Source organism: Rosistilla carotiformis (genome assembly GCF_007753095.1).
GTDB classification, from domain to species: Bacteria; Planctomycetota; Planctomycetia; order Pirellulales; family Pirellulaceae; genus Rosistilla; species Rosistilla carotiformis.
The window spans coordinates 6494196-6519607 of the sequence record NZ_CP036348.1 but is presented as its reverse complement, the minus strand read 5'-3'; the positions used below and the strand labels follow the sequence as shown (position 1 = coordinate 6519607).

Here is a 25412-nt window from a genome sequence, read left to right as displayed (position 1 = left end):
AACTATCTCGCTAATAGTTGGATGAGCCGCTGGTCGGCCAATGAATCGATGCTCATGAAGGCTCGATCGTAGCGGTGCCCCGCGGTGTGTTCGCCAGGAACCGCGATCGCGCAGGCACCCGAATCGGCTGCAGATAGGCAACCGTTCTCACTGTCCTCCAAGACCAACATGTTTTCTGGTTGGATCTGAAAGCGATCGGCGGCGGAGAGATACATCTCCGGATGTGGCTTGCCTTGCGAGACATCGTCGCCCGTTAGTAAGAATTGCAACCGCGGGATCAGGTCGAACGACGACAGCATCTGTTCAGCGAAGTGTCGCTTGCTGCTGGTCGCCACGGCATACGGGATCGCTTCGTTTTCCAAATGCTCCAGCAGTTCAAACAGGCCTGGCATCGCGACCAGCCCGCCGGCCAAAAGGCCGCTGTACAGGTCGTCGCTCTCTTGCTGCAGGTCGGTTGGCGAATCGGACAACTGAAACTCGGAGATCAATACTGCGATCGCTTCCGGAGCAGGACGCCCCATCATTTTTTGCTGAATCTGCATCGTGAATTCAAATCCTCGACGCGCCAGCAGTTCGGTCCCGACTTGGTAGTACAATGGTTCGGTATCAAACATCAGCCCGTCCATATCCAGTGCAACCGCTTGGATTGGATGTGGCCAACCGGCACTGCCAGAATTGGAACGATTTGACATGTCTTTGGGGTCTCGCAATGGAGTTCGTATAGCTCAGGAGAGTAGTTCGGGAGAATATATTGCCGAAAATGCGCCGCATTGGAAAGCGGAGCCCTTCATTCCGATCACCGCGACGGAATTGAAAAACGTTCTGCTTTCCCACCCTTTGGCGGCGTCGAAGGCGGAGCATCTGCGTCGCGTATTCGAATCGCTGACATCGATCCTGAACCATGACTACCGAAACTTGCATCAGCAGCTGGAAACGCATTACTCGGTACTCGATCCGGACCGCGATCTGAAGCTGTTGACCGAACCGACTCCTGCCCAGTGTGACGCATCGCTGCGTCACATGCGAGGTTACTTGCACGATCTCTTGCGAGCGGCCAATTTCACGCAACTGAATCAGCAACAAATCCGCGGCGCGATCCAAACCTCCAGCGAGTGGGGGGTGCGGTTGCAGATCAATTTCGACATCTTCGAATCGATCGACGTCTATTCGCGAGGGGACATCGTGGGGATGCGGACGCGTCGGCTGTGGAAGTCGTATTGGAAGATGACCGAAATGGAAGTGCCGATCTACCAGCGGTTGGTTGCGGTTTTCAAACTCAAGCCCGATGCGAAACTGGCCGGTGCCCACGCCGGAGGCCAATACCATCGCGACCGCTTGCATCTATCGATGTTCAAAAACATCCCACAGGCCGATGTCGATATGTTGCTGCCCGGTTCAAGCATCCGTTTCAGCTGGCTTGATCGAACCAAGATCTTCGCGCCAACCCTGGGCGGGATTGGGGTCACGTTGTTCAAGATCCTCCGCGGTGCGGTCGTGATCGCGGCGACCGGTCTCGCAGCGGTGATGGGGGTGGCGGTGTTGATCATCGGGATCGTTGGATACGCCGTTCGCAGTGTCGTCTCCTACTTTCACACCAAAGACAAATACCTGCTGAGCATGACCCGCAGCCTCTACTATCAGAAGCTCGACAGCAACGCCGGGGTCATCTACCGCCTGTTGCAAGAGGCGCGGCAACAAGATCTGCTGGAATCGATCGTCGTCTACTTTGTGCTTGCGACCGCCAACGAACCGCTTTCCGAAGCGGCGATGTGCCAGCGGATTGAGTTACTGTTGAAGGAGCTGCTGGCAATCGAAATTCGATTTGATCCGTTCTCGGCGATGAAGCGACTGCATCGATTGGGGATTGTCTTGGACGGTGGCGGCGACACGGTCAGTGTATTGAGTCCTGAGACTTCGGTTCGACAGTTGGATCATTATTGGGATAATCTGATAACTTGTGATCGCACGTGGACGCCCGGGTAGAAAAGCTAGCAAACGAGATTCTGAGTGGATACCTCTCGAGAGGGGGCCGCCCTACAGTTTGCCTATTTAATTGCAAGCAAATTGAAGCAGTTACGATGCGGTGGCATGTTACGGTTCCCTCCGGATGGGCCCTCGGGGTTCGGCGGTTTTAGGTGTTTGCACGCATGCCAGATGCCGATGGGATGGACAAGCTGCGGGCGGTTGATGGCGGAAACAATCGTGTGTCGGCCGAGTGTCGTGTCAATTCATTCTGATGGATTGGCGACGTTAGTGACGTTGCGTGCCTCCGGTGAGATCTGTCTCGTGCCAGCCAGCCGATACCTAACCCCTCCAAATCAATGGCAGCTTGGCCGGCGGTTCGCCCGGACAACGGAGTTGATTGGAAAGCGATTTATCGAAACGCTGAAGGTGGTGATCAGTCTGTTGGCGTTGATTTGGGCCGTCTTTTTCATCGCTGCGAGCCCTCGATCGTGGACGCCGTTTACCCGTTTGGTGTTCGCGCGCCAGCTGTTGTTCACGGCGGTGGATGGTCTGTTGGTGGCGATGCGAATTTCCGCCGCGGTGGGTGTGTTAGTGATCGTGCAGACCGCGATGTGGTTGGACGCTGTGGGAGCAACGACCGAAGGGATCACGCCGGTGCTGTGGAAAGCGGTGATCCATGAGATCGCCCCCTTGATCGCCAGCCTGGTCGTGATCGGTCGCAGCGGGATCGCGATCTCGACCGAACTGGCGACGATGCTGGTCAGCGGCGAATTGGAAGTGCTTGAATCCCAGGGCATCGATCCGATGACGACGCTGATCATGCCACGCGTTTTAAGTGTCACGCTAAGCGTGTTTTGTCTGGCCATTGTCGTCGCCACGACGATGTTGGTCACGGGCTACATGATCGGTTGGTTGGTGGGCGTGATTCACATTCCGTGGGCCAACTTTTTGGAGAAGCTGTTGTATGAAGTCAACGTATTGGACTTCGTGTTTTTTGTCCCCAAGACGATTGTTGCTGGGGCCTTTGCCGGCGCCATTTGTTGCGCCGATGGTTTGACGGTGCGTGGCACGATGGCGGATATTCCGCGGATTGCCAGCCGCAGCGGAATCCATGCGATGACGGCGGTGTTTGGTGTCTCGGCGATCATGTCGATCTTGATCTATGGACGCATCTTGGTCTTTAAAATCCTCTGAGCCCGATCGATGAGTAAACACGCAACACGCACCATCGTCTCCGCGGATGCCAAACCGCGTCGCAAGGTCTTGGTTTTGGAGAACCTTACGTTTCGCGATTTGACGCGTCAGTCGTTGACGCTCCGCAATGCAAATTTGACAATCTGCGAGAACGATTTGGTCACCATCGGCTTACCACCTTCGATGGAATCGCGCGCGTTCACGTCGATGTTGCAAGGCCTTCGAATGCCTCAGGACGGACGTGTACTCTACGATGGCAACGATTGGTCGGGCGAAAATTATGTCTTGCATGATCGAATGCGCAGCGAAATCGGACGCGTCTTCGATGGCAAGGCGTGGGTCGAAAACATGAACATTTATGAAAACGTCGTACTGGCTCAGCGGCATCACCGCAATCGACCACTCCACGAATTGGACCATGAGATCCAGTACTGGTCGCGTCGCTTTGGTATCGAACCGATGAACAGTCAGCGTCCCGCGTTTGTTGGCAAGACGTTCCTGCGTATATGCGAGTGGATTCGCGCGCTGATCGGTTCGCCGCGATTATTGTTGTTGGAACATCCCATGCGTTCGGTCCCCAGTTCGCGGTTCGAATCGTTGATACAAGCGGTGGTTTCCGCGATCGAAGCGGGGGCGGCGGCGTTATGGATTGCCCCCGAAAGCGATCTTCCGCGTGATCAATTCCCGCCATCGACACGCCATTTTTGCGTGCGTGAATTTCAATTAAGCCCGGTAGGATGAGGTTGCTACGATGAACGATCCCTATCGGTTGCGGTACACGAATCAATTGGTGGGCACCTTCTTGTTGGTGGTGCTGCTGTTTTCGTTAGTTGTTTCGTTTTTGGTGTTTCGCACCAAAGACTACTTTGCAGAGAAAGACCTGTTCTGGATCGACGTCCCTCAGCATGCGGTCGATGGTTTGCAGAAGGGTTCGGAAGTCGTGATCTTGGGCGAGCGTGCAGGCGACGTCGAAAGCATCCGCTACATCGACGGTACCAGTAATATTCGAGTCATCTTGGCGATCCGCCGCGAATACAGCAAACAGGTCTTCGAGTCGTCGACCGTCGCGCTCGAACGTCGCTACGGAGTCGGTGCGCCGCAGTTGGTGATCCGTCGCGGCATGCCAGCCGATGGTGTCTTGAAACTACTGCCGCCGAGCAGCCGGATCGTCAACTTTGAAGCCGAAGAGGATCGCTTGGATCAGCTGGCCCGCGAAGTCCAGTCGGTAAGCGCATCGATCAATAAGATTCAAGTGAAAATGGATCCCACGCTGGATAAGATCGGCAAGTCCGCAGAGACCTTGGATACAGGAATTCAGGAGGACGCGTCGCCAGCGTTCCGCACGATGGGGGAAGCGTCGGCATCCTTCCAGCAGACGAACGAACAGCTGCGCCCCGAAGCCTCCCAAACGATGCTGGAAATCCGGCAAGCGACGAAAAATTTGGACCAACGGATCACGCAGCTTACGGAGAAGATTGAACTGCTGGTCGAGGCCGATATGCGCGATACGCTGCAGGGTGTCCGCGACACCAGCAACGATGTCAGCGATGCTGCCGGGAGCGTTAAAACGACCGCCACCGATGTCAACACCGATGTTGCCAAGACGCTTGTTGAGATTCGTGAAGCCGCTGACAAGATGACGCGTTTGGCCGACGAAGCACGCGATGTGGTCCGCGTCGTCCGCAAGGAGAGCGAAGAGCTGCCCGGGACGGTCGAGCAGTTTAATTCGACGGTCGGCAACGCGCAGGACATGGTAGGCGAAATCCGCAGCCATTGGTTGCTTCGCCGCTACACCGATCAATCGACCAGCACGCGGCAGCTCTCGCCGTCGGGAATCCGAGCTGGAGGTTCGCCGTGATCGCAGTTGCACCGCAACCATCCAAACACGCCGCCGCCGCGATCGTGGGGATTCTGATCTGTGGACTCGGGATCCTGGCAGGATGCCGCAGCGGTGGTGCGCCGCAGCGGAAGATCGATCCCCAGTTGAAAAACCATGCCGAGGCGGCGACGGAAGCTTTTGCCGAGGGGCAGCTGGAGGATGCGGTCAAACAGTATCGCAAAGTGATCCGCCGCGCCTGGGCGATGGACGATCCACTGGAATCGGGCAACAACGCATACAACATGGCTGCTGCGATGACCAGCATGTCACGCGTCGCGGAGGCTCGCGATTGGTTGGTCGATGCCCGCGTGGAACTGTTTCGGGCGGGCAAACCGGATGGCAACACCTGGCTGTTGGAAGCGAAGATCGCGCAGAACCAATGTCGCTTCGACGAAGCGGCCCGCATGATCCAGCGCGCTTCCTGTTCCGAACCTCCCTGCGAAGGGGATTCGGGCGATTGTTTGTGTGGCCCGCATGATCCGTGCGAGGGCAGCTGTGCCGCACAAATTCCTTGCGTCGGCGAGAAGTTCGAACAACGGAAACAGAAGGTCGATTGTGAGCAGACGTTCCAAATCCAAATCCACTTGGCCCAGGCCCGTTGGTACGCCGAACAATACGACCTGCCCAATGCGCGATGCCATTATCAGGCAGCCTGCGAAAAGGCTGCGGAGATCTGCGACTTTGAACTGCAAGCTGAACTGCAAAGCGTTGCAGCGATGATCCACCTGGCTTGCGGACAATTTTTGCAAGCGGGTTGGCATCTCGATCTGGAGGCGAAAAACCTTCGACTGGCTGGCAACTATCGCGAGATCCCGCGCGCTTTGGAATTGGCATCGGCCGCGTATGCGCAGGCCGCTCGTCCGGCGCTAGCCGCCGATCGGTTGTGCCGTGTCGCCCGGATCTGGTACGGCCGCGGGAACATCAATCGATCGTGGAAGTATGTGAAAGACGCGATTCCAATGGCAGAGATGTCGGGCTCGGCAAGCACCCAGATCCGGCTGGCCCTGTTGGTGCATGAATTGCGGCAAGAGATCGATGACACGACAGACAACGATCCCACATCCCACGGCGATTCGGCTCTCACGCCCGAATTGGCTAGGCTCGACGCGCCGCAAGAAACCGATCCTGCCGACACGAAGGTTCACCCCGCCGATCCCATCCAAGAAGCGGATTGGCTGATGCTGGAAGGCCCCAAAAAACAAGCCTCGGCAGTGATCGAGCGTTTGGCCAATCAACGCCTTCTTCACAGTGACATCTAGAACGGTTGCGTGAGCCGCCTGCCGTTGCAGGATCGCAACATGCAGCGGCTGGAGGCCGCGGGTACAATCTCGGAATCTGCCCCACGCCCATCGCTCCATCGGGGGCGTTGGCAATTCCTCTTTTGGCCGCCGAAAGACCTTGCCACGGATACGGGGCGTCGCCGTTTAGATGTTTTGAACATGCAATGATTCGTGCCGTCGCAACCTACTTCGCTGCCGTGTTTGGTATTGGATTCGTCCTGGGGCCGATTCGTGAATGGGTGCTTGTTCCCCGTGTTGGAGCACGGAACGCCGAACTCATCGAGTTTCCTGTGATGGTTGTCGCAATGCTGCTCGCTGCACGATGGCTTGTTCGACGCCATCGTCCGCTTTTAACTCGAACACGCTGGTTGTTCGTTGGCATGGCTGCGGCAACTTTGGTGTTGGCAGCTGATGTTGCGGTGGGTGTTTTTCTACGTGAAATGACCCTCCGCGCCATCTTGCTGCAGCGCGATCCAGTGACCGGGCTCATCTACTACGCTCTTGTCATCCTCTTTGCTCTGCTGCCTTGTTTGCTGCAAAGCTTCATTTGTCCCGTCGAACCAAAGGGCACCTCCATGCCACGCTCCGAGCCAGACGGCGGATAGTCATCCGATGGGCAAACGTGGTAGCGGCGAAGTCGTGCAATCCCATTCACGTGGGCCGATGGTTGGTGACGTTGTTCGACGTGCCCGTGCCGCCTTAGAATTGCTGCAGCAGCATACTTTTATGGAAGAGCCGATGAAGAATAATCCATTGCCGCGGTTGGACAACGATCTGAAGTTGCGAGATCGCATCCTGCCGTTTTGTCGACTGCAGCCGGGCGAAGTCTGGGACGATCCGGATGGCAAGCATCGCATCGCCTGCCGAGATGCGACGGACACCGACGCGGTGACGGACCTTGTTGGCAATGCGCTCCCGACCCTTGCCATTCACGATCCGCCGTACAATCTCGTTGCATTTGAGCTTCGTACGGTTGGCGAATTTGTGGCTTGGTGCCGCAAATGGATTGGGAATACCACCGAGGTGTTGGCGTCCGATGCATCGCTCTACGTCTGGCTGGGGGCGGATCAGAACAATGGTTTTCAGCCCTTGCCCGACTTTATGGTGATGATGCGCGACTTGCCTTACAGGTCGCGCAGTTTCGTTACGATGCGGAACCAGCGTGGCTACGGAACGCAAAAGAACTGGATGGCGGTTCGGCAAGAACTGCTGTACTACACCAAAGGCTCACCTGTCTTCAACGTCGAGGCGGAATACACCGACATCCCGAAGATTTTGCGAGGTTACTACAAGGATGTGCAGGGGAAGAAAACGGAAAACCTTGAACGCAGCAAATCCGAGAACATCCGCGCCGGGAACGTTTGGGTTGATATTCAGCAGGTGTTTTATCGGATGGATGAAAACGTATCGGGGTGCTACGCCCAAAAGCCTTTGAAGTGCATCGAGCGAATTGTCGAGGCAAGTTCCAGACCTGGCGATGGCGTTGTGGACTTCTTCGCGCACTCCGGTGCCACCCTGATCGCCTGCGAAAAATTGGGGCGACGTTGCATCACCACGGACACCGATCCGATTTATGCCGAAATTTGTATTCGACGATTGGAGCGTTATCGGGAAACGGGGCGTGAGGGATGGCAGAACGGCCATCCATTTGAAAAGGAAGTTCCCCGTCTTTCAGAGGATTGGGACGCGAGCGAAACGAGGGACGAGCCATCACAAAGTCTTCGATCCTAATTTTGGCATTCCAATGGGCCGTTTGAAGCGTTCGGGAAACGACTCGTTTGGGCCTTTCGAAGTATCGGTAACGACGTTTAACGACGCGCTGCGAGTCCCTGAGGGGGGATAGCATTGCATTGACCCGCAGGGAGCCGCGGAGATGACTTGCAATTTCTGAAGCCGACAATGCCTGAGCCCCTGTCCGGAGCTAGATCGAAGCCCACTCGATTGACTATACTTTTGTGACCTCTTCGGAGCCGAGTGACGTTGGTATATTGGATTGTTCGGTTCTTTCACGATGTTGTTTTCCCACAGAGCAAGTCAAAATAACGTTCTGGATGGTCGCGATACGTCGGCGACGAACCAGCCCGTGATCCAGCCTCGCCTATGCAAAGGTGAGGAGGAACGTTGTTTTGGGCTGCTCCCTACCGTACGAAGTTTGCATGCCAAATATCCTGGTCATCGACGATGACCGAACCATTCTGTTGCTCGCCTCGAAGGCCCTCGAACCGTTTGCTCAGGTGACGACTGCGGCGTCGGGACAAGCGGGGTTGGAGCAACTGCAGTCGAAGTCGTTTGATGTTGTGTTGCTGGACATCCAGTTGCCCGACCGCAGTGGGATGGCGATCTATTGTGAGATCCGCGCTCACGACCGTCGGTTGCCGGTGATTTTTATGACCGCCGATGCGGGCAGCCAAACGACGATCGAAGCGATGCAGTTGGGAGCGTTCGACTACATCGCCAAACCGTTGGCGGTCGAACCGCTGCAAAAGTTGGTCAACAAAGCGATCGAGCAGCGCAAGATGAGTAGCGTTGCGGTGGCGATCGCTGCCGACGATAAGCTGCCCGATGAATCGAGCGAGCTGTTCATCGGCAAGAGCCAACCGATGTTGGAAGTTTTTAAGTCGATCGGTCGGGTCAGCAAGCAGGATGTTCCTGTTCTGATCCGTGGCGAGAGTGGTACCGGTAAGGAACTGGTCGCCCGCGCCCTCTTTCAATACAGCCATCGCGATCAGGGGCCGTTCCTGGCGGTCAATTGTGCAGCGCTCCCCGACAACTTGTTGGAAAGCGAATTGTTCGGCCACGAAAAAGGGGCCTTCACCGGCGCCGAAACGCGTCGGATCGGCAAGTTCGAACAATGCAACGGCGGAACGCTGTTCCTCGATGAGATCGGCGACATGGCGGCGTCGGTACAAGCCAAAGTTTTGCGGGTTCTGCAAGAGCAGCGGTTTGAACGCGTCGGCGGCAACAAAGAATTGCAGACCGATGTGCGGATCATCGCCGCCACCAATCGTCCGTTGGAAAAGATGGTCGAAGAGGGAGAGTACCGCGAGGATCTTCTGTATCGGCTCAACGGCGTCACGATCGATCTACCGCCACTGCGTCAGCGGTCGAGCGATATCCCGTTGTTGGTGCAACACTTTTTGACTCAAGCGAAGCACGATCTGAACAAGCCCGATCTCGAAGGGATCGCTCCAGAGACGCTCAGCCTGCTGAACGCGTATCGCTGGCCTGGCAACGTCCGGCAACTGCGAGCGGTAATCCGGCGATGCGTGCTCGATTGCGTGATGCCTGTCATCGTTCCCGACGTGTTGCCAAAAGAACTGACGGCGCCGAGCGCTTCGAATGAACCCGTGACCGTTGAAGAAACGTCCGGCGAAGCGGCGGTGGAGAAAGCGGATGACTCAGGCGTCTGCGGATCCAAATTGCCAGAGTTGGTCGAGCGATTGTTGCGAGACAAATCGACCGATGTCTATGCCCAGACGATTGAGTATCTGGAACGCTTTGTCATCTTGCGCGTCTTGCAGGAGACGGGTGGCAACCAGAGCCAAGCGGCTGAGATTCTTGGTATCACGCGCGGCAAGCTTCGCGACCGCGTGATCACCTATGGAATTCAACTCTATCGCGACGTCTCGGCGAACTGATCGTCCAACCGAAGGTTGTTGTCGTCGACATCGCTCCGCTGCCACTCAGGCTTTGGGGTGATCGTGGGTCGCGACGACTTCGCTGTTGCAACGCTGCGATCGGTAGACGACTCGCAGTCATTCCATGATGTTGCGTCTATGGTGCTGCGGTTATCAGCAGGTTGCCGGTCCTCGCGGTGCCTTACCCCGTACAGGATGCACGGGGGAGAAGACTCCCCGTTGGGGAGGGCATCGATCGGGCGATCGACCTCGTGGCGATGCGGTTCACGCAGGGCCACGATTCGAATCGATCGCCGGTCATACCACGGGGCCGCGGCGACCTGCGATCAGGCTGATCACGAACAGTACCAGGAAGACGACGAACAAGATCTTGGCGATACTTGCTGCGGTACCGGCGACAACTCCAAAGCCCAGAGCTCCGGCAATCAATGCGATAATCAGAAACGTTAAAGCCCAGCCTAACATGGCGATCTCCAAATGGTTTGAGGAACAGAAAGGTGCGAACGATGGTTGTGAACAACAACAGCCACTCGTTTCGCTGAAGGGAACGGTAACGCGATTGTCGTGCCAATCGCGTCGATAGCTGAAATCTGCTTCTTTTCTCCCCGCCAGCTCGCAAATGCTGAACGGTCAGCGTCCGCGGTGGCTTCAAATCGCGCTCTTCCGCTCACCCAACCTAGGGTGCACCGCTTTCTAGGTGCCTTCCTCCCCTTTGCGGCAGCGATTCCGTTGCGTCGCTGCGGTGCGGCACCCTATTTGCTTTCTCCACACGCTGACTCTTCCCAGGCGGAATGCCGCCGGGATGCGTGTCGTCGATTGCTGTCTTCCTTCCACAGCTCGATTCTGTTCCTTTAACAATTCAACCAACGGCTTCGATCCGATGCGATCCTTTTATTGTCAGTGTGGCGGCACCCTTTTCTTCGGCAGCGTTTGCTGCGTCGCTTGCAACCGGCCCACCGCGATGTGCCCGCATTGCAACGCGGTCCGTTCGATGGCGGTTGCCGACGACGGGGTGTTGGTTTGTGATCACTGTCACCACGAGTGCCGGATGTGTTCCAACGCGACGCAGCACGCGGTCTGCAACCGCGGAGTCGACGCGGTGTCGGAACATACGCTATGCCGCTACTGTCGACTCAATTCCGTCGTTCCCGATCTCTCGGTGGATGACAATTTGTTGAAGTGGAAGCGGCTGGAGATGGCTAAGCATCGCGTGCTGTTCGATATTGAAAGAGTGGGCTTGCCGATCGTTAGCGAGACCGAAAACGGTTCAGCCGATGGTCGGCCGGTGTTGCAATTCGAGTTCAAGTCATCGGCGGTCAAGCCGGTTTCGACAGGCCACGCCGATGGTTTGATCACGATCGATATCGCCGAAGCCGACAGCGTGCATCGCGAGCAGACGCGGGTGGAATTCGGCGAGCCACAGCGAACGCTGGTCGGCCATTTCCGCCACGAACTGGGGCACTACTATTGGCAATTGTTGGTGGAACCAAACTGTCTCGACGACTTTCGGTCGCTGTTCGGCGACGAACGCAAGCCAACCTATGCGGAGGCGCAGAAGCGGTATTACGCCGACGGTGCGATCCCGAATTGGCAAGAACGCTTCATCTCCGCATATTCCACGATGCATCCTTGGGAGGATTTCGCCGAGACCTTTGCCGGTTACATGGATATCGTGGCGGTCGTCGAAACCGCGCGACACTTCGATCGCACGCGCGTCACCGCCGACGGCTCCGACTTCGACCAGATGCTAACCGCCTACCGCGACATCGGGATCGTTGCCAATGAGTTCAATCGCGACATGGGGCTATTGGATCTCGTCCCCGAGATCCATTCCGATGCTATCGTCGAGAAGCTGAAGTTTATCGATGACCTGCGGCTGGCGGTGCAGAAAGAGTTGGTGTGACACGTCGGCGTGCTGCCGAACTCGCGGTCTGGTCGACCGGTTGGGGAGGAAGGTGAATCCTTCGGCTGAGAACTGGCACAAACCTAGAAAGCTCTCGTTTCAACTTCAGATTTCGGTGCTGATCCGTGACGTGGGAAACGCGTTATATGTCGAGGCTGCATAACAGTTACTGACATAGGCACGAAGGCACTGAGGGGGGAAGGCTGTGGTTGAAAATGAGATTGGGACGATCGTAGTGGATCGTGCCGTGAAGTTGCATCAATCTCTGGGGCCGGGATTGCTGGAGACCGTTTACGAAGCTGTCCTTGCAAAACAGTTTGAGCGAGCGGGACTAACCGTCCAGCGGCAAGTGCCGGTTCCGATCAAGTTCGATGGACTTGTGTTTAATGAAGGATTCCGCGCTGATCTCATCTTGGAAGGGCTTGTGATCGTTGAACTCAAATCGGTGGAGAATATTCATCCGGTCCACAAGAAACAGCTACTCACCTACCTGAAATTGACCAACCTCAAGCTCGGTTACCTGCTCAACTTCGGCGACGAATTGATGAAAACCGGAATCACCCGAGTCATCAACGGTCAGCTCTAACCCCCTCTCTCAATCGCCTTGCCTTCGTTTGAGGATTCTTTGCCTAGGAAGAATCTCTCACGGAGGCACAAAGGCACAGAGAAAGGCAATGGGCTATTGGAAAGAATGGCGCGTGGCAGGAGTCGATTAACTGATGGCATTGATTAAGAAAAGCTTTCCAGTAATTCGCCGACTTCTCTACCGTCAGCCGCATTAAACCTCCGTGCCTTAGTGCCTCCGTGAGAAACTTCTTTTCGTTTACAAAGGGCTCTCACGGAGGCACAAAGGCACAGAGAATGAGGTGTCACCGAGGCGAGCGTGCGGTCGGGGTGAACCGGGCAGTGTTACGTGTTGCTCCGTTCAAATTCAGGTCCGACGAACATTTTGATCGCTGCGGGCATGACTTGAAATTCGACAGGTTCCTGTTCGATGACTTCGCCGTCGAGGGTGAACCGCATCGCCGGTTCGGAGCGCAGCGTCAGGCGGCTCGCCTTTTGGAAGAGGATCTGTTCGCACTCAAGGAAGTTGCCCAGTAGATTGCCGGCGATCATCTCCAGCATGTCGGTGGCGTCTCCGTCGCGGATCAAGATCACATCCATCAGGCCGTCGGCGGGGGAGGCTTCGGGAGCGACGACGATATGGCCCGCATTGGTCTTCCCGTTTGCCACCAAGACCGCCCAGGAGTCGAAGTCTTTGATCTCGACGCCGTCGATCTCCGCCGCGATCTGGAAGCTTTTCATATCCGTCAGCACACCAATCGCCCCGCGCAGGTAACTGAACGCGCCCCAACGCGACTTTAGTTCATCGGTTAGTTCCTCGGAAACCCGGACGCAGTTTCCACCGGCGGCGACGTTCGCATAATACTGCTCCAGCCCCTCGCCCCGGATCCGGATCACGTCGATCGCGACCGAACGGCCGCTGGAGATCAGACCCACCGCTTGATCGATGTCGTCGGGGATCGCCAGTGTGCCAGCGAAGTCGTTTGCGGTTCCCAGTGGGACCACCGCCATTTGGGGCCGTCGCGGCGGATCGATCTGCATCAGGGCGTTCACGATCGCGTTGACCGTACCATCTCCACCAGCTGCGATCACCGTGTCGCCGCTGCCTCGCAACGATTCTTCAATCGTCGACCGCAAGTCGATCTTGCGGGTCAGTTCGACGCAACGGGTTCCGTTGGCGTCCAGTGCGTTTCGCAATCGTTCGATTTGCGCGGCTCGACCGGAGCCTTGATTCCAGATCAACAGATGACTCATATTGTCCTACATGAGCAGAGAGTAAGGGGAGAGCGTTTGTGCGAGGTGAGTTTTTCAGCAAGTCGCTGGTGACGTGTCGTTGGCGGTTTCCTTGATCGCTTCCTGAACAACCGCAGCCAGATTGCCTTCGGTCTGCATCGTCATCCGCTGCCGATCGGCGCCACAGCCGTCGCGCACGACGTTTTGGACGAAGGCTTCGACACACTCGCGGTCCCCCGAGGTGGCCAGCGCGGGAGCGATGTATTCGAGCAGTCGAGTCGCCGATTCGGTCGCCGTGACCTTCTCGCAGGTCAACGGATCCAGCAAATCAGCGCTGACGCCATAACGTGCCGCATGCCAGATCGCAAACGACAACAGGTGCGATCGGATCGGCGGATACTCTCGCCCCGCATGAATGTCGTCGCAGGTTTGCATCACCAAAGCGCGTATGAGTCCCACGTATCCGACGCAGTGCTGAAGCGAAGTGATCACGTCGGCGCATCGGTATTCGATCGTTGGTACTTTGACCGACAGTCGGATATCCCAATAGATGAAGCTTTCGTCTTTGATCGCTCCCGATCGGGTCAGTTCGCTCAAGCAGGCTTCGTAATCCGCTAGATCCTGGAAGTGAGGCGGTGCGCCCGCCATCGGCCACTGCACCCAGACCTCGCGGCGATAGCTGGCGTAACCGGTATCCTGGCCGTTCCAGAAAGGAGAGTTGGCTGTTAACGCTTGCAACAGGGGCAGCCATCGCCGGGTCTGATTCATCACGTGCAGGCCAAGTGTCTTGTCCTGCATGTCGACGTGGACGTGACAACCGAAAATGAACAGCGATCGGGCGATATGTTGGAACTGTTGCCCCATCGATTGGTACCGAAACTTCGGTGTTAAAGTTTCGGATTCGGGCAGCGGGAAGGGGTTGGTCCCCGCCGAAACCAACGCCGCTCCCGTGCTTGCCGCCGCATCGATCAACAGCTTGCGCACCTTCTGTAGATTCTCACGCACCTCGTCGAGCGTCTCGCAGACATTCGATGCCATCTCGATTTGGTTCAGATGCAGTTCCCGTTGGATGTCAGCATCGGGCTCGCGTCCCAACTGGCGCAAGACCTCGCTGCATTTTGGAATCAATCGCCCCGAAGTCGGGTCGACCAACTGATATTCTTCTTCGACGCCAACGGCGGGAACTTTAGATCGGCTGAAGGAAACCATGGAAACTCACCAGCAAAAGGAATGATTGGTCGAACCGAGGGTTCTAGGTCATCCTCGCTCGCCGGGCGAGCTGAGGCATTGAAGACGGACCGTCACGCGGTTTCCAACACCGCATTGCTTCCGGCGTCAGCGGAGATCGAACGCTGCCAAGGCAAGCACGGCGGCGCCGTAGGGGAGGGCCGTTTCATCGATGTCAAACGTCGGAGTGTGCAGCGGTTGCTGGCCGATCTCGATCCCCGCGACCCCGATCCGCATCATCGCGGCGGGGACCTTGGATCCAAAAAAGGCGAAGTCTTCCGCCCCCATGCTCGGTTGGTCGATTTGGTGCACGTTCTCTTCTCCGACGATTCTTGCCGCCGCGATTCGGAACGCCGCGTCGATCAAAGGATCGTTGATTACCGGTGGCGTGTGCCGTCCGTAGGTTACTTTTACCTCGACGGGGTACCGCAACTGAAGGGCTTGCGAGATCCGATCGATCTGATCTTTCGCGTGATCGGCCGCCTCCAGCGACAGCGTTCTCACCGTTCCACTTAGCGACACCTTCGCTGGAACAATATTCGCCGCCGCCCCGGCTTGGATCTGCCCCACATTGACGACAATCGGATCGCGGGCGTCGTAGGAGCGAGGTAGTCGGGAGTAGAGCTCGTGAATCCACGCCGCCGCGGCACCCACGGTGTCGCCTGTCAAATGAGGTCGTGCCCCGTGGCCGGCTTTTCCCGTCAGCTCCATTTCGAAGACGTCGCAGCCCGCCGTGAATGCGAGATCGCGAAAGCCAAACGTGCCGACGTTACGCGACGGGTCGACGTGTAACGCGATCGCACAGTGAACCTCTTGCAGCGCGCCCGCATCGATCATGTGGATGCCGCCGGTGCTCGTCTCTTCGGCAGGTTGGAAGATGGAGCGGCTGGCGAAGGTTGCTGGCAACTCACCAGCGTCGCGCATCTGCTTCAAAATCGCGGTCGCTCCCCAAACCATCGTTGCATGAGCGTCATGGCCGCAAGCGTGCATCACCCCTGCGGTTTGGCTCGCGTAACAAGCTTCCAGTTGCGTTTGCAGAGGCAGTGCGTCGATGTCGCCTCGCATCGCGACCCGCCGTCCAGGCAGCGGACCACCTCCGTCGATGTCGGCCCAGACGCCGCGGCGTCCTCCGGCATATTGAGGTGTTAGATCGAGTTCGGCGATCCGGTCGGCGAGATAGGCCGTTGTCGCAAACTCATGCTCCGACAGCTCGGGAGCCTGATGTAGCGACCGTCGAATCTGCCGCATTCGTGGCGAGAGTGTTTGAGCTCGCTGCAGCACGGGGCGGCTGATATCGGTTATTTCAGTTACCATCGTACACCGCCTGTCTGGCGTGAGGTGTGAAGCAATGGAACGTCGATTCGAGAGGGCATCGTTTGTGTGTCTTCATTTTCGTTGTCGCAGCGGTCGGTAACAACCGTTAGTTACCTTTGCGATGAAACACAGATGCAAACCGTGTGCCGGTTTTATCGCAACGCGAACCGTCGCGCGACCAACCAGCAACCCACGGCCCAAACGAGACCGGCAGCCCAGCCAGCGAGAACATCGCTCGGATAATGAACGCCCAGGTAGACACGGCTGATTCCGACCAGTCCGGTCGCCAGCACGGCCAGCCCGAGCACGTAGACTCGCACCCAGAAATGTTTCAACACTGGTGCCAACAGGGCAGCCAGAGTTAGATACACGACCGCCGACATCATCGAATGGCCGCTGGGAAAGCTGCTCGTATAAACTTCTGCCAGGTGAGGCACGATGTCGGGGCGCGGCCGAGCGAAGAACTGTTTCAGCAACGAACTGACGATGATCCCTCCGATTGTGGAGACCAGCAATACGACCATCGTTCGATAGGCTCGGTGGATCGCCAGGAATCCGGCAGCCGCCGCAATTAACATCGAAAGAACCGACACGCCGCCGAGCCCCGTGATGTCGCGGCCGACCTCTCGCATCCAGCGGGGGCCAATCGGTTGCGTCGGATCATCCGCTTGTCGCATCGATCGGACAACCCAGCGGTCGAAGTCTCCGGTGCTCCCCTCGTTGACCTCGTCGGCCAATTCGATAAATCCCCAACTGACCGCCACGACCAACAACAACGCGATCAGAACGATCGGTTCGCGACCGCGCACGTATTTGATTCCTGAGGCGGTCCAAGAACGCAGATGTCGCGGAGCGTTACGGAGCACGGAATGCGTATCCTTTGATGGATTGTCTGCGGTCGAGCATTAGTCGTCGCTGGAAGCCGCGGCGGGATTTGGGGCGATCGTCTCTAGGCGACCAAGCTGGGATAGCTTTGTTTGGCAGAACCGTGCGCGATCACGCGCCGCTTGGCACCGCGAACGGGATAACCATCGGCTTGGGGGGCCATGCTTCCGCGGCGCCAATGGCGACCAACTCTAATCTCGGTGCTTCGTGCGGGAGCACAGGGGCCCGAGTGGCGTTTACGAATCGGTCGCGGAGCTGATGTTGGCCGGTTGGGTGCCTTGCTTCTGCGGATCCTTCGGGTGGCTGCTCTCCCACCGGACCAGGTAATCGTACTTGCGTTGGACCTGATTCGCCACACCTCGAATCTCGGCTCCACGTTGCGTTGATCGACCTTCACAAGCAGCAAGGATCCTCGCCTCCAATTCGACCCCCAGCGGTTGTTTCTTCTGCCGCTCAAAACCGCTCATCAGCAGCGATTTCAGCAATGGTTCGATCCGTTCGGGGAGCGACGCGCGGTCGGCTTCGAGCGAATCGCAGCAGAGCTTGGTCAGTTCGGCAAGTTGGCCTTCGACTTCGATATTTTTTTCGTGACTCATTCGATCGTTCCTCTATCGCTTCGTGATTGCCCCGTCGGTCGACTTGGCACTCGCTGATGAAGCGAGCCCACACTGCGGGGTGCAAATGGGTTGGACCCAGATAGTGACGTATCTGCATTTTGCGTGCCGGTTCGGATTTCAGGTGCCAGCGGTGGCCTGACAGGAGTGGCAGCGACCAGGTTGCTCGATGTTCCGCCAGCACTCTGTCGATCGTGCTGCCGCGGTGACCGTCTAGGGCGCGAGACCCGCCTCGCTAGCTTTGGCATATGAGTTGCAACGAAATATGACCAGAAGTTGTTACTGGCGGCGGAGATCCGATTCGCTCCGTCGCGTTACCGCGTACAATGTCGCGGCATTTGGAAATCTTGCAGTGCCGCGCTTCGCGGTGGGGCGAACTATCGATTGGAAGACGAGTGTTTAAGGTAATCAAGGAAACGTTCACAGGTTTTGTCGACGATCAGTGCACGACGCTCTCGGCAGCGCTCGCCTACTACACGATCTTTGCGTTGCCACCGATGTTGTATTTGTTGTTGACGATTCTTGTGTTCGGTTTTTCGTTGGCGTACGACAATGGCGAGGCCGAGACCGAAGCGCGGGCACTGCTCGAGCAGCAGGCGGCTCAGTTGTTGGGCAACGAAGTCGCAACCGAACAGATCGCAAACATTCTGCAACGCGAGAGCGAGGCGGGGGGGCATTGGTGGAAGACAATGCTCAGTTTCGCTGGCATCTTGGTGGGAGCAACCGGAGTCGTCGGGGCGATCCAAAGTTCGCTCAACCGCGTCTGGTCGGTTCGCCCCGATCCGGCGAGGTCGAGCATGAAGACGATCCTCGTCAAGCGATTGCTCTCGTTGGCGATGATCCTTGGATTAGGGTTCCTGTTGTTGGTTTCGTTGGTTGTGTCGACGATCCTGTCGGCGATCGGCGAACGACTGTCGAGCGTGATCGGGATGGACGAAGTGTTTGCTCGCGGGATCAACGATGGCGTTCAGTTCGTCGTCACCTTTGTGATCTTTGCGGCAGTCTTCAAGTTCATGCCTGATGCCAAGGTGGTGTGGCGGGACGTTGCGGTGGGAGCACTGATCACGACGCTGTTGTTCCTGGCAGGACGGCTGGGATTGCAGTGGTACCTGTCCAACAGCGATCCGGGAGCTCAGCTCGGTTCGGCCGCCGCGTCGCTGGCGGTGATCCTGGTCTGGGTTTACTACAGCAGCATGATCTTCCTGTTCGGAGCTGAAGCGACGCAGGCGTTTGCATCGGTCTATGGTGGCGGGATCCGTCCCGATTCACATGCGGTTCGCGTCGTCGAATCGATCCAGCGGCACAGTTAGCCACTGCGATGGCGAGCGGGCTCGCGAGCGATTGGATCCCGTCGCCTTGCTCTACAGTTCCGATGCAAACATCCGCACCGCGGTCGCCATCACGGCGCGGATTCGGGAGCGGTCGGTCACTCCGTGGGCGCACTTTTTCGACATCGCGTCGAACCAATCGGCTAGCAACGCAATCGTTTCGCTGTCGTGGGCGACAACCGAAAGTTCGTAGTTCAGGAAAAACGAACGCAGATCAAAATTGGCCGACCCCGCTAGCGCAACGCGATCGTCGACGATTCCCACCTTCGCGTGGACCATCTTGTCCGGATACCGCAGCAGCGTGGCGCCGAGTTCTTCGAGATCGTCGAAGTAGTCGAAACGGGCGTAGTCGACCGGCCGCAGGTCGCTCTCTTGAGGGACCATGATCCGCACATCGACGCCGCGTCGGCACGCGGATTCGAGCGAACGCATCGCCAGTGGCGGCGGGATGAAATAGGGAGTCGCGATCCAGATCCGCTGCTTCGCTTGGTGGATCGCGTACAGCCAGAAGTCGTCCAAGATGACATCGGGGCCATCAGGCCCGATCGGCATGACGGTCAGCCGCGCCCCATGTTTCGCCTTCTCGCCGTCGTAGTCCTCCAGTTTTGTGGGAGGCAAGTCTTCTTTCGTTTCGAAGTTCCAATCGCTGCAGAAGACCGCCTGCAATTGCACCGCGGCGGGCCCTTCGATCCAGAGACTCAAATCCAACCAACTATCCTCGTCGGCGTGGGGAGCGATCTGTTCCTGCACCAGGTTCGCCCCTCCAAGAATCGCCCGTTTGCCATCGACAACGGCCAGTTTGCGATGGTTGCGGAAGTTGAGGTAGGCCAGCCGACTCAGCTGCGACATCGGCTTAAACCGCTCCGCCTTGCCACCGGCTCTACGGACTCGTTCCAATTGCTCCTCGGAGACTTGGAACGATCCAAATCCATCGCACATCAGCCGGACTTGAAGTCCTTCTTCCGCCCGCGCGCACAAGCGGTCAACGATCCGGTTGGCGGCTTCGCGATCATCCAAAATGAATGTTGTCACATAGATCGCTTCTTCCGCCGAATCGATAAGCTCCAGGAAGGCAGCTCGCGTTTCGGCGACCCCCGCGAGCAGGCGGAGTTGGTTCCCTGCGGTCGGACGATGCAGGCCGCGATGCAGCAGAAGGTCCTCGAAATCGTCGCGTGGCGGCTCATCGTTCCCCGGCTGTGCCGGAATATCGACGAGGTCGCGGGTCTCGTGTTCAGCAGAGATCTTGCGGCCGCCGAGCCATAGGAACAGGATCAATCCAATGGGTGGCGACAGCAGCACCAGACCGAGCCAGCCGATGCGGCCGATGCTGTGCCGTTGATCGTTGCGGATGATTGTCATGGCGAGAATCGTCAAAAACGCGCCGACGACACTGCTGACGTAAGCGACGATCCATATCATATTGGCTCCAACAATCGAGGGGTAAACGGCGGGACCGGGTATAGCTGGCGCCACCCTTGGTATTTAGGTAGCGGTCGTTCTACAGCAACATCGCGGTTCGCGATGCGTGCCACGCCTGTGTAGCGATTTTCGTGCCAAACCGATCGGTAGCGGCGCGATGCCCGTTAGGTCAGTCGCGGATCGGTTGCCGTTATTCGAGCCCCTCGGCTCCCGGCGGCGGAATCAGCTGGCCGCCCAGACGCCCGAGTTTGCGGTTGGGGAAGAACCGCGGTTCGATGCGAAAGTTGAAACTGACGTTGTCGCGGCCACTGTCGACCGTCACGCCAACTTGGATCAGGGCCGATTCGCCGACGCGCGTGATGCCCAGTTCTTGCCCGACGTTTCCGACCTCGCCGAGATCGAAGGTCGATCCGGCAGAAAGGATCCATTTTTCGTTCAACCGGTAATCGACGGCCCCTTGCAACACGTTGCTGGAGATCGGTCCTTCAAGCGACAAAATTCCGGCGTAGATATTTCCGACGCCCGGACGGCTGGTCAGGATACCCGCGCTGACCGACTTCAGTCCGTCGGCGAAGAAGTCAAAATAGCCATCCGATAGCAGCGTCACCCGGTCGCCCGCGTGATAGCGGAAATCGTACGTCAACGGTCCGGCGACTTCACCCAAGTTGTCGCGATCCTCGTTCGGATAGACAAACAGATCGACATCGAACTGAGCCAGGTCGACGATCCGTTCGCGGCCGGGCAAGCCACGTTTGGTTTGCCAGTTTTGATGCAGCCCAATTCGGCCCTGCATCAGGTCGTCAACCATTTCCGTTGTGGGGCTTGTCACGTTTCGTTGCAGGCCCATCCGAACGGCATAGTACCGCGGGTCGAATGCAATCGGCAGCGGAGCGCCTGCTGGCAGGCCAAAGGTGTTGAATAGGAACCGGCGACGGAATTGTTCCTGCGCGTTGTCGTCCAATTGGTCGTACATCGGCAACTGATCCAGGTTCTGGTCCGCTTCGGCGAAGAAGAATTCACCCTGCACTTCCACCTTGTGCGCCAGCCCTTGGATGTTCAACAGGCTGCTCTGCACCTGAGGGGACAATCGCCACATCGGCAGCGAGCCGCGGATGCCCGCTTGGCCCAGGAACCGGGTGAGGTCTTGGCCATCCAACGCCTCGCCCCAATAGGCGGCTTCGCCCGAGACAAACGGAACCGCTTTGACAGCGCCCAACTGCAAGGGCATCGCCAGCTCCTGACGCGATGAAGCGCGCAGCCCCTCGCGGTCCTTTTCCCATTCGAACAGCGTGAACTTGGCAGCGTCGGTCGGATCCGAAGGGACCACGTCGACCTGCAACTTGGTATAGCTGACCGAGGTATGCGACGACCATGTGAAGTGATCGCCCAGCAAGCTGGATCCCAAAAGGTAGTGGTCGAAGCGAGGCAGTTCACTGTTGTCGGTAAAAAATCCGTTGACCCGAACCTTCGCCGAGAAATCAAACAATTGATTGTCGTAGTATTTGCGCAGGTGCCCACCGGTGGTGTGGTCCTTGTCGCGATCCCATTCCTGTTCCAGATACTGTTCCAGGAAGTTGCGATCGGAGATCAGCCCCGCTTCCATCGTGACTTCCCAGTCGTTGGCAAAGTATTGCCGGTGACGCCACAATACGCGGCCGCGGTTTTCCTGGGCTGGCGTCATGTTGCGTCGATCGCTACCGAGCGTGTCGAGTCCAGTGTCGTAAATGCCCCAGGCATCGGCGAATCCGTTGACCGGGCCACCGATTCCCAGCAGGTCGGGGCGGGAGTAGCGAAACTGCGTTCCCGCCGCGGGGCCGCGATCACTCAGGTAATCGGCGGACAGTTCCCATTCGGTCCCTTCGAGCGGCGCGTCGACACCAAACAATTGATAAGCGTCGAAGTCGAGGAAGACTTGCGTTCCGAAGATGCTGTCGTTTTTGACCTTTGCACCCGTCAGATAATAGCTGGGATTCTGCAGATTGGTCGCGAAGACGGGCCAATACAGCACGGGAAAGCCACCGACGTAGACGAAGTTGTTACGGCTGGTCGCCCGCATGTCGCGATCGATCACCGTCGCCTCTCCGCTGTACGGGTTGACCGCCGATTCCTCTCGATCGGTAAAACGAACCTCGCCGCTTTGCAGCCAATACGATGGCGTTCCCAGGCGGCTGGTCGTTACCGCAGCTCCGTTGGCGATAAAGTCCCCCTGGCCGACTTGCCGCAGCACGTCGGCTTTCAATCGTACCAGCCCGTCATACTGGGGCGTCGTTGCGATCACTTCAGCCGCTAAGACAACGCCCTGTTGCCGCGCGATGTTATAGTACATCCGCTTGGCATAGATGATCCGTTCACCTTGGCGGAAGACGATGTCTCCTTCCAAGTAAAGCTCGCCATCGATCCCGGTTGTCGGCTGGCTGCCACCGAACATCTCCAGGTTTTGAAGAAGTGGCAACCAAGCGACCACGCGGTCGGCCGAGATCGTGATCGCTCCCAAATCGAACGATCCGCCCCCCGCCATTTGCGCCTGAACGTCGCGAATCACAACCGTCACGCCTTGGCTGGCAACGACCACGGTTTCGCCGGTGTTGGGACGGTTGATCGTCTGGATCTGGGTCGGGGTGGTGCTGCCGCGGGAAGTGATTTCGACAGCTTGTGCGCCGATCGAAAAATTCAACCCACCGGCCCCCATCGCTCCCTGTTGAGGTGGCGCGACGTTGCCGGTGATCATCGGTGGTGGAGGCAGATCGGGAACCAGACCTGGCGGTGAGACTCCGCTAGGCGGAACTGTCAGGTTGGGTGGTGGTAAGTTGTTTTGCGGAGGCAAGTTTTGCGCAGGCAGGTTCGGTGGTACCGGTAGATTCGGTGGGGTCGTTGGTTGTTGCGGTGGAAGCTGCGGCGCAGTTTGGAATTGCGGTGCCGCAGGCTGCGTGTTGCCGCCAGGGGGCAGTTCGAATTGAACCTGTTGAATCGGAAAGCGATCTCCTTGGCCGTGAGCAATGCGCATCCGATCCAAGATCGCCGGCTTGTTCTCCGGTTCGCCTCGTTTTTGCTCCGCTGCGACGTCGGGCGTCAAGCGAGAGTAAAATCGGCCCAGCCAATTTTGATCGCGCAGCTTTTGGTTGCTGATGTTGAATCCGAACTGCACCTCGACGCCATCTTCAAGGTAAGCGATCACCTTGGTTGGGATCTCCGAATCGGGACCCTGTTGGTCGACCCACAGCATCATCTGTCCGCCGGTCGCTTGGCGACCGTTTTGTGCGATCTGGCAATTCCCTTGGAAGTGCAGGACTTCATATTGCCCTTCGGTCCAACGCGACAGCTGGTCGCCCCGAATTGTGATCCGATCCGATGGATCGACCGGTGGCAATTCGATCTCGACGCCGACGCAAACCGTTGCAAACAGGGACCAGGCGAGCGCGCACGCTACCATCGCGGCAGTTTGAAGAGTCTTCAAACCTCGCTTTTCGCAGTGCCTTCGCACACGCTTTTGGCTGGCGTCCGTGCCCAAATTCAAAAGCTACCTGTTCAAAAATAGATTCGATCGCTGCCGCTTCGTGCGCAGCGATACCGGGGAGAATCGGGGCGGAGTATAGAAATAGAAACATGCGAGCCACAACATCAAACTCACCTGCTAGCATCCTCAGAATTCCGCGTTTTCGCAGCTCTCCACAGCAGGTCCGATCGAAGCCACAGAAAGTTTTTTAACTTCCGGGACACAATGGACGCCGTTTCGAATGCAAGCAAATCCCCTGCGGTCAGCTTATATAGTCGCCGATTGAGACGATGTTTCCCGAGCGAACCGAGGCTTCCGCGGCCAAGCACATCGCGACCGACCAGCGGCCATCTTCGGCGGTGCAGTGCAACGGCACGCCGCTGCGATGCGCCTGGACGACTCGGGCGACTTGGTCTTCGAGTTCGAAAAGCTCGCCGGTCGGCTTGTCGATCGGAATCGTTACCACCTCGTTCCCATCGAATCCGCGCAGCGAGAAGGTCGGGTGCCGCGTGCGGTCCTGGGCACCGGACCACGACGCCCACAGCGCGCCCTTGGTTCCGGTGATCTTGGCGGTCTGGTGATGTTCAAACGCGGCCAAGGTTTGCGAGACGACGGCATAGCTGCCGCCGCTGAAGTGCATGATCGCGCTGAAGTTGTCCTGTAGTTCGGGACGCCCCGGTTGCCGCGAATTAGCGGTCGCATAGATTCGCTCCGGCTGCCCCGAACGCTCCAGATACCAGCGGGCAAGGTCGAAGAAGTGGATCGGTTCTTCTAGGATCCAGCTGCCAACGCGATCGATATCATATCGCCAGCCATCGGCTCCCTGGCGATACGGGTTTCGAGACAGTTCGACCAATGCGTACAGCGGATCGCCAATAAAGCCTTCGTCGATAAGTTCCTTCGCTTTGCCCCACATCGACGACAATCGCAGTTCGTGGCCGACGGCGAACAATCGCTTCTGCTGGTTTGCGATCCGGATCATGTCATCGCATTCGTCCATCGACACGCCCATTGGTTTTTCCAACAGCAGATGCTTGCCCGCTTGCAAGACCGCCGTTGCCACCGCGTGATGCAAGTGGCTGGGGACGACAACGTCGACAAAGTCGATATCTTCGCGCGCGACAAGTTCGCGGTAGTCGTTGTAGACCGCGGCGTCGGGATACTTCTCTTTCGCCGCGGCGACCGATGTGTCGCTGCGAGCCGCGATCGCCACCAGTTCCGCTCCGTCGGTGACGGTAATCGCGTTTGCATGATGTTGGCCCCAGGCTCCAAATCCGATCAGCCCAAATCTCACCGGTCGATCACTCATCCCTCAATTTCCTTTTCTCAAATGGTTTGCTGAAGCAGATCCGCTGGACCAACCGCCCGCCCAGTTGCCAAAATACGCGTCGCTTGTTTTTTGCACAGACGACCACGCGGCCTTCTATTTCGGTTATGTTATTGCTTGTAGCTCGATCGCTACCACCCGCCCTCCAA

General features: G+C 57.7%; 21 protein-coding genes. 11 read left to right on the top strand and 10 right to left on the bottom strand.

All coding sequences use genetic code 11. The features are described 5' to 3' along the window. Positions 1-2: 2 nt before the first annotated feature. Positions 3-692 (bottom strand): HAD family hydrolase, encoded by a 690-nt coding sequence (locus Poly24_RS23725; RefSeq protein ID WP_145101540.1) that lies wholly within the window; start codon positions 690-692, stop codon positions 3-5. Between Poly24_RS23725 and Poly24_RS23720 the strand changes: the two genes are divergently transcribed. From Poly24_RS23720 to Poly24_RS23685, 8 genes are all read left to right on the top strand, one after another. After that, on the top strand, positions 691-1983 hold the full coding sequence (locus Poly24_RS23720) for a TMEM143 family protein (protein WP_145101537.1): 1293 nt from the start codon (positions 691-693) through the stop codon (positions 1981-1983). The two genes, Poly24_RS23725 and Poly24_RS23720, sit on opposite strands and share 2 nt — an antisense overlap. 237 nt (positions 1984-2220) lie before the next feature. After that, positions 2221-3159, top strand: coding sequence for an ABC transporter permease (locus Poly24_RS23715; protein ID WP_197452128.1), 939 nt, complete (start codon positions 2221-2223; stop codon positions 3157-3159). Positions 3160-3168: 9 nt separating this feature from the next. Continuing rightward, positions 3169-3900, top strand: coding sequence for a P-loop NTPase family protein (locus Poly24_RS23710; protein WP_145101533.1), 732 nt, complete (start codon positions 3169-3171; stop codon positions 3898-3900). 10 nt (positions 3901-3910) lie between these two features. After that, positions 3911-5017 (top strand): MlaD family protein, encoded by a 1107-nt coding sequence (locus tag Poly24_RS23705; protein WP_145101531.1) that lies wholly within the window; start codon positions 3911-3913, stop codon positions 5015-5017. Then, positions 5014-6297 (top strand): hypothetical protein, encoded by a 1284-nt coding sequence (locus tag Poly24_RS23700; RefSeq protein WP_145101529.1) that lies wholly within the window; start codon positions 5014-5016, stop codon positions 6295-6297. Before Poly24_RS23705 ends, Poly24_RS23700 begins: the two co-directional genes overlap by 4 nt. A 185-nt stretch (positions 6298-6482) precedes the next feature. Beyond that, positions 6483-6923 (top strand): hypothetical protein, encoded by a 441-nt coding sequence (locus Poly24_RS23695; protein ID WP_145101526.1) that lies wholly within the window; start codon positions 6483-6485, stop codon positions 6921-6923. Between the two features lie 133 nt (positions 6924-7056). Beyond that, positions 7057-8049: a DNA-methyltransferase gene (locus Poly24_RS23690; protein WP_145101524.1), complete on the top strand. Its 993-nt coding sequence runs from the start codon at positions 7057-7059 to the stop codon at positions 8047-8049. 425 nt (positions 8050-8474) lie between these two features. Then, positions 8475-9956 (top strand): sigma-54-dependent transcriptional regulator, encoded by a 1482-nt coding sequence (locus tag Poly24_RS23685; protein ID WP_145101522.1) that lies wholly within the window; start codon positions 8475-8477, stop codon positions 9954-9956. A gap of 297 nt (positions 9957-10253) precedes the next feature. Here the strand turns inward: Poly24_RS23685 and Poly24_RS23680 are convergent, their stop codons facing one another. Next, positions 10254-10421, bottom strand: a complete 168-nt coding sequence (locus Poly24_RS23680) for a DUF1328 domain-containing protein (RefSeq protein WP_145101520.1) — start codon at positions 10419-10421, stop codon at positions 10254-10256. Positions 10422-10836: 415 nt separating this feature from the next. Between Poly24_RS23680 and Poly24_RS23675 the strand changes: the two genes are divergently transcribed. Together Poly24_RS23675 and Poly24_RS23670 are read left to right on the top strand one after the other, a co-directional pair. Beyond that, positions 10837-11859: a zinc-binding metallopeptidase family protein gene (locus Poly24_RS23675; RefSeq protein ID WP_197452127.1), complete on the top strand. Its 1023-nt coding sequence runs from the start codon at positions 10837-10839 to the stop codon at positions 11857-11859. Positions 11860-12064: 205 nt separating this feature from the next. Next, positions 12065-12445 carry a GxxExxY protein gene (locus Poly24_RS23670; protein ID WP_145101508.1) on the top strand — a complete coding sequence of 127 codons (381 nt, stop codon included), beginning with the start codon at positions 12065-12067 and terminating at the stop codon, positions 12443-12445. Positions 12446-12768: 323 nt separating this feature from the next. Here Poly24_RS23670 and Poly24_RS23665 read toward each other — a convergent pair whose 3' ends face one another. From Poly24_RS23665 to Poly24_RS23645, 5 genes are all read right to left on the bottom strand, one after another. Further along, on the bottom strand, positions 12769-13677 hold the full coding sequence (locus tag Poly24_RS23665; RefSeq protein WP_145101506.1) for a diacylglycerol/lipid kinase family protein: 909 nt from the start codon (positions 13675-13677) through the stop codon (positions 12769-12771). 54 nt (positions 13678-13731) lie between these two features. Beyond that, complete coding sequence (locus Poly24_RS23660) at positions 13732-14865, bottom strand: carboxylate-amine ligase (protein WP_145101504.1); 1134 nt, start codon at positions 14863-14865, stop codon at positions 13732-13734. A 126-nt stretch (positions 14866-14991) separates the two neighbouring features. Further along, positions 14992-16197: an amidohydrolase gene (locus Poly24_RS23655; protein ID WP_145101502.1), complete on the bottom strand. Its 1206-nt coding sequence runs from the start codon at positions 16195-16197 to the stop codon at positions 14992-14994. Between the two features lie 152 nt (positions 16198-16349). After that, a complete protein-coding gene (locus Poly24_RS23650; protein WP_231753317.1) occupies positions 16350-17063 on the bottom strand; it encodes a phosphatase PAP2 family protein in 714 nt (237 codons plus the stop codon). A gap of 255 nt (positions 17064-17318) precedes the next feature. Beyond that, a complete protein-coding gene (locus Poly24_RS23645; RefSeq protein WP_145101500.1) occupies positions 17319-17678 on the bottom strand; it encodes a hypothetical protein in 360 nt (119 codons plus the stop codon). Between the two features lie 413 nt (positions 17679-18091). Between Poly24_RS23645 and Poly24_RS23640 the strand changes: the two genes are divergently transcribed. Continuing rightward, positions 18092-19006 (top strand): YihY/virulence factor BrkB family protein, encoded by a 915-nt coding sequence (locus tag Poly24_RS23640; RefSeq protein WP_231753316.1) that lies wholly within the window; start codon positions 18092-18094, stop codon positions 19004-19006. Positions 19007-19057: 51 nt separating this feature from the next. Here the strand turns inward: Poly24_RS23640 and Poly24_RS23635 are convergent, their stop codons facing one another. The 3 genes from Poly24_RS23635 to Poly24_RS23625 all read right to left on the bottom strand — a co-directional run bounded on the left by Poly24_RS23635 (position 19058) and on the right by Poly24_RS23625 (position 25245). Then, positions 19058-20443 carry a phospholipase D-like domain-containing protein gene (locus tag Poly24_RS23635; RefSeq protein ID WP_145101496.1) on the bottom strand — a complete coding sequence of 462 codons (1386 nt, stop codon included), beginning with the start codon at positions 20441-20443 and terminating at the stop codon, positions 19058-19060. Between the two features lie 190 nt (positions 20444-20633). After that, positions 20634-23897: an LPS-assembly protein LptD gene (locus Poly24_RS23630; protein ID WP_145101494.1), complete on the bottom strand. Its 3264-nt coding sequence runs from the start codon at positions 23895-23897 to the stop codon at positions 20634-20636. A gap of 301 nt (positions 23898-24198) precedes the next feature. Further along, positions 24199-25245, bottom strand: a complete 1047-nt coding sequence (locus Poly24_RS23625) for a Gfo/Idh/MocA family protein (RefSeq protein ID WP_145101492.1) — start codon at positions 25243-25245, stop codon at positions 24199-24201. Between the last annotated feature and the right edge of the window lie 167 nt (positions 25246-25412).

Bases quoted from the DNA above. Each gene is read 5' to 3' on its own strand.
- Poly24_RS23690 (WP_145101524.1), top strand. From the start codon at position 7,057: ATGAAGAATAATCCATTGCCGCGGTTGGACAACGATCTGAAGTTGCGA.
- Poly24_RS23675 (WP_197452127.1), top strand. From the start codon at position 10,837: ATGCGATCCTTTTATTGTCAGTGTGGCGGCACCCTTTTCTTCGGCAGC.
- Poly24_RS23655 (WP_145101502.1), bottom strand. From the start codon at position 16,197: ATGGTAACTGAAATAACCGATATCAGCCGCCCCGTGCTGCAGCGAGCT.
- Poly24_RS23665 (WP_145101506.1), bottom strand. From the start codon at position 13,677: ATGAGTCATCTGTTGATCTGGAATCAAGGCTCCGGTCGAGCCGCGCAA.
- Poly24_RS23695 (WP_145101526.1), top strand. From the start codon at position 6,483: ATGATTCGTGCCGTCGCAACCTACTTCGCTGCCGTGTTTGGTATTGGA.
- Poly24_RS23635 (WP_145101496.1), bottom strand. From the start codon at position 20,443: ATGATATGGATCGTCGCTTACGTCAGCAGTGTCGTCGGCGCGTTTTTG.
- Poly24_RS23710 (WP_145101533.1), top strand. From the start codon at position 3,169: ATGAGTAAACACGCAACACGCACCATCGTCTCCGCGGATGCCAAACCG.
- Poly24_RS23680 (WP_145101520.1), bottom strand. From the start codon at position 10,421: ATGTTAGGCTGGGCTTTAACGTTTCTGATTATCGCATTGATTGCCGGA.
- Poly24_RS23705 (WP_145101531.1), top strand. From the start codon at position 3,911: ATGAACGATCCCTATCGGTTGCGGTACACGAATCAATTGGTGGGCACC.
- Poly24_RS23725 (WP_145101540.1), bottom strand. From the start codon at position 692: ATGTCAAATCGTTCCAATTCTGGCAGTGCCGGTTGGCCACATCCAATC.
- Poly24_RS23685 (WP_145101522.1), top strand. From the start codon at position 8,475: ATGCCAAATATCCTGGTCATCGACGATGACCGAACCATTCTGTTGCTC.
- Poly24_RS23720 (WP_145101537.1), top strand. From the start codon at position 691: ATGTCTTTGGGGTCTCGCAATGGAGTTCGTATAGCTCAGGAGAGTAGT.
- Poly24_RS23660 (WP_145101504.1), bottom strand. From the start codon at position 14,865: ATGGTTTCCTTCAGCCGATCTAAAGTTCCCGCCGTTGGCGTCGAAGAA.
- Poly24_RS23625 (WP_145101492.1), bottom strand. From the start codon at position 25,245: ATGAGTGATCGACCGGTGAGATTTGGGCTGATCGGATTTGGAGCCTGG.
- Poly24_RS23645 (WP_145101500.1), bottom strand. From the start codon at position 17,678: ATGAGTCACGAAAAAAATATCGAAGTCGAAGGCCAACTTGCCGAACTG.